Source organism: Defluviitoga sp., assembly GCF_035349255.1.
Taxonomy (GTDB): domain Bacteria; phylum Thermotogota; class Thermotogae; order Petrotogales; family Petrotogaceae; genus Defluviitoga.
Map to the genome: position 1 here is coordinate 1 of NZ_DAOPSE010000075.1, position 3,705 is coordinate 3,705.

At 31.3% G+C, this 3,705-nt stretch carries 5 protein-coding genes; 2 read left to right on the forward strand and 3 right to left on the reverse strand.

Annotation, left to right across the window (positions count from 1 at the left end; all coding sequences use genetic code 11):
• On the forward strand, positions 1-380 hold a 380-nt coding region (locus PKN74_RS08115; RefSeq protein ID WP_472310322.1), incomplete at its 5' end, for a hypothetical protein.
• Between the two features lie 342 nt (positions 381-722).
• Here PKN74_RS08115 and PKN74_RS08120 read toward each other — a convergent pair.
• From PKN74_RS08120 to PKN74_RS08130, 3 genes are read right to left on the reverse strand one after another with little or no spacing between them, the layout of a single operon-like run.
• Complete coding sequence (locus PKN74_RS08120; protein WP_472310328.1) at positions 723-1,115, reverse strand: PfkB family carbohydrate kinase; 393 nt, start codon at positions 1,113-1,115, stop codon at positions 723-725.
• Positions 1,094-1,630 (reverse strand): carbohydrate kinase family protein, encoded by a 537-nt coding sequence (locus PKN74_RS08125; RefSeq protein ID WP_472310324.1) that lies wholly within the window; start codon positions 1,628-1,630, stop codon positions 1,094-1,096. The genes PKN74_RS08120 and PKN74_RS08125 overlap by 22 nt, the downstream gene beginning before the upstream one ends.
• Complete coding sequence (locus tag PKN74_RS08130) at positions 1,630-2,547, reverse strand: pseudouridine-5'-phosphate glycosidase (protein WP_472310330.1); 918 nt, start codon at positions 2,545-2,547, stop codon at positions 1,630-1,632. The genes PKN74_RS08125 and PKN74_RS08130 overlap by 1 nt, the downstream gene beginning before the upstream one ends.
• A 252-nt stretch (positions 2,548-2,799) precedes the next feature.
• On the opposite strand from PKN74_RS08130, the gene PKN74_RS08135 reads away from it, so the two are divergent.
• The gene (locus PKN74_RS08135; protein ID WP_472310326.1) at positions 2,800-3,684 is read left to right on the forward strand and encodes a transposase; all 885 of its coding nucleotides are present in this window, start codon (positions 2,800-2,802) and stop codon (positions 3,682-3,684) included.
• Positions 3,685-3,705 lie beyond the last annotated feature (21 nt).

Below are 3,705 nucleotides of genomic sequence, written 5' to 3' on the forward strand. Positions count from 1 at the left end.
GCGGTAATCCTCTTTCTCTTCATTCTCATTACTTTGAATCTAATAAGTATGTTTGTGATGATCCTTCTAATTGTCCTTTAAACAAACATAATTGTTATGCTTACAAAAACTTTTCTAAAGATGATTTTCGTAGTTCTTTGAACAGAGATTCTTCTTCTTTCAAAAAGGTTTACAACAAACGTACCCTCATTGAATCTATATTTTCTAAGTTGGCTGATATGACTAATTCTACTTCTTTGAGATTTATCAATGCTGTTGAAGTTGAGTGTAATCTTTCTAACCTTTATCTTATTGCTTCAGCTTTCTTAGCTCATAATATGGGTAGAGATGATTTGCTTGGTTCACCTAAAACATTAATGTATGAAACAGCTTGCTTGTAATTGATACTCTCACTTAATTTATTTCTTTTTAATAGGCAGTTATTCATTAACTGTATCGTTTTTATTCCTGTTTTTTGTCAAAATTCTTTACTTCTTTTAACTTTTACTTTTTCTTCATCTTTTTTGTAATTTTCAAAGATTTTTTTTGATTCTAACCATTTATTTTGATATTTTTTCTTTTTTATTTACTTCTTTTACACTTTTTTAATCTGAATGTTTTGTCATTTCTAAAGTGGGTATAATTAAAACTAATTAAAACAGCTTTCTAAAAAGTAAAATTTTTTAGGATTTCAATAAATAACTAAATCAAATTTATTTGACATTTCAACTCGTTAATGTTCTTTAAAACTCTAAAGATGAATGACGTAAAGGTGGTCTACCTCCCTTCCTAGAAACACATAAAGAAGCTATCTCATTAGCCACTTCTCCAGACTTCTTTAAATCAAATTTGTTTTTGATGTATCCCTTTACAAAGGCAGCTGCAAACGCATCCCCTGCTCCAGTTGTGTCTGGATTAGAAATTTGATTTCTGCTTTGAATTGTAAAAAAAACCTTATCTGTAGCAACTATGCACCCTTTCTCACCTAGTTTTAAAACAACCGTAGGATAAAACCGTAGAAGTGATTTAACAATTTCTTCTTCTTTATTTGTCCCAGTTAATATTTTTCCTTCTTCAAAATTTGGAAATATAATATCAATTCCTTTGGTAACATCTAAAAATTTTTGGGGCCAAATTCTCTAATAAATGAATAAGAAGAAGGGTCAACAGAAACAGTTAATCCCCTTTCCCTACACTTTTCTAAAATGGTTAGAGTAGAATCCAATAATGTTTGGCTTCCAAAAAAGCTGTATCCTGTAAGATGAAGATGCTGAGCATTTGAAGGAAATTCTTTAGGAATATCGCTTGCTCTAATTGTTAGATTGGCTCCTCTATCAGTAATCATAGTCCTTTCTCCTCGTTTGTCGATAAGAATAATTATTTTACCTGAAGCTTCACCCTTTCCTTCTATCAAAATGCTCTTTACACCATATTTTTCTAAATCTTTCTTCAAAAAAATACCTGCAAAATCATCTCCAATTTTGCCAATAAACAGGACATTATCATCTAAGTAAGATAACCAACTTGCAAAATTGGCAGCTGAACCTCCTCCTTCTATGGCAATACTTCCAATTGCATCACTTCCATAATTTAATGCACTTTCCACTTTTACCAAAATATCCATCATTACATCTCCAAAAACTAATGTCATTATATGTTCCTCCTACTAAGTGCTTTTGCAATTTCACACCCAACAGATAAATTATTTTTAATTAAGGCAATATTTGACATAACAGTTTCTCCACCTGTCTCTTCATTCAAACGCTTTAATAAATATGGAGTAACATTTTTACCAGATATATTTTTTTCTTTTGTTTCTCTTAATAATTTTTGAAGAAGATGATTAAAATCAGTCTTAGTTAGTTCATATTGCTTTGGTATAGGAACTGTTACTAAAACTCCTCCCGGTATGTTTAATTTTTCCTTGATCTTCATTACTTCAAAAATTTCTTCAGGAGAATCAATACGATAATCAACTTTAATACCACTTTCTCTAAAATAAAAAGCTGGAAAATCTTCTGTTTGATAGCCCAGTACTGGAACGCCTAAAGTTTCTAATAATTCTCTTGTTCTTGATATATCAATAATGGCTTTAGCACCAGCGCATACTACTACTACTCTATATGTTGATAATGCTTTAAGATCGGCGGAAATATCTAAAGTTTCAGTAAAATTCGAATGAACTCCTCCGATTCCCCCTGTAACAAAAACTTTAATCCCTACAATTTCTGCTATTTGCATTGTAGAAGCAACAGTTGTTCCACCATTTATTTTCTTTGCTAATAATAAAGGGAGATCCCTTAAGCTAGCTTTTACTATCTTTTTATCGGTTGCTAAAATCTCTAGGTCTTCTCTTTCCATTCCAACCTTTATATAGCCATCTAAAATAGCTATTGTTGCAGGAACTACACCTGATTTTTTGGTTTGTTCCTCAATCTCAAGAGCCAGGTTATAATTTTGAGGATAAGGGAACCCGTGAGCAATTAAAGTTGACTCTAAAGCTACAACTGGATGATTATTTTGTAATGCTGTTTTGACCTTGTCATTAATCTTAACTAATTCATTAATTTCTTTTGAACTATTCATAAAGTAAAACCTCCTTGTTTTTATGTTGTTACTCACTTTAGAAATTCTAAAACGTACTTCCTGTTTCTTCTATTGGTAATAATCACCTCCTTCCTTATTGTTTGTTACTCACTTTAGAAATTCTAAGACAAACATTTGACGTATATTTAATCCTTCCTATTGTTGACATTTACCTCCTTACGATATAATCTCTTTGGCATTATTAATTCACTAAATCGTAAGGAGGTTTTACAAATGTCTTACTACTCTAATGCTTCTCAACTTTATTTCGATTTCGTTTATGATCAATATCTTAATGAACATTCTGAATCTAAATATCTTCTTGATTTAATCAATGTTATCGATTGGTCTGTTGTTCCTAATTTTATCCATAAGCGCGGTAGACTCGGTTATTCTAATCAGTCTATCCTTAAAGCTTTGTTCGTTCAAAAGGTTAAAGGGTTTAATACGAGAGAATTGATTTATTTCCTTAGAACTAATCCTCAATTCGCTCAAGCTATTGGATTTGATCCTATCAATAACTTTGTCCCTTCTGAGGCTACTTTCTCTGTCTTTAAAAAGAAATTTGATACTTCTCTTTTGTTTGAGATTATTGCTCACTCTATTCAAAAGGGTATTGATGAGGGCATTTTCGATCCTAATAATCTGTGTATCGATTCTTATCCTATTTCTTTTCGTTCTTTCTTTAACAACAAAAAGAGTCATGGTAAATTCATGAATCAAAAAGTGTATTATTCTCATCCTATCCAAGCTAACTTTGGCGTTAAACCTGTTTCTAACTCTAAACCTGTTTACGATAAAAACGGTAATCAAAAGCAATCTATTTCTTATTTCGGTTTTAAAGCTCATACGCTTTCTTTTTTTAATGTCCCTATTTTTACCTTTGTTTCTCCCGCTAGTCATCACGATAAGAATTATGCTTTCCCTTTGTTGCATAAGACCATCGATCTTTTGAATCTTCATGGTTTTAATTTGTTGGCTGATGCTGCTTATGATTCTCATGATGTTTACGACTTTGTACATTTAGAGACTGATTCTATCGCTTTTATTCCTCTTAGAATTTCTTCTAAGAAACCTTTCCTTTTTTTATCTTATTGCTTCAGCTTTCTTAGCTCATAATATGGGTAGAGATGATTTGCT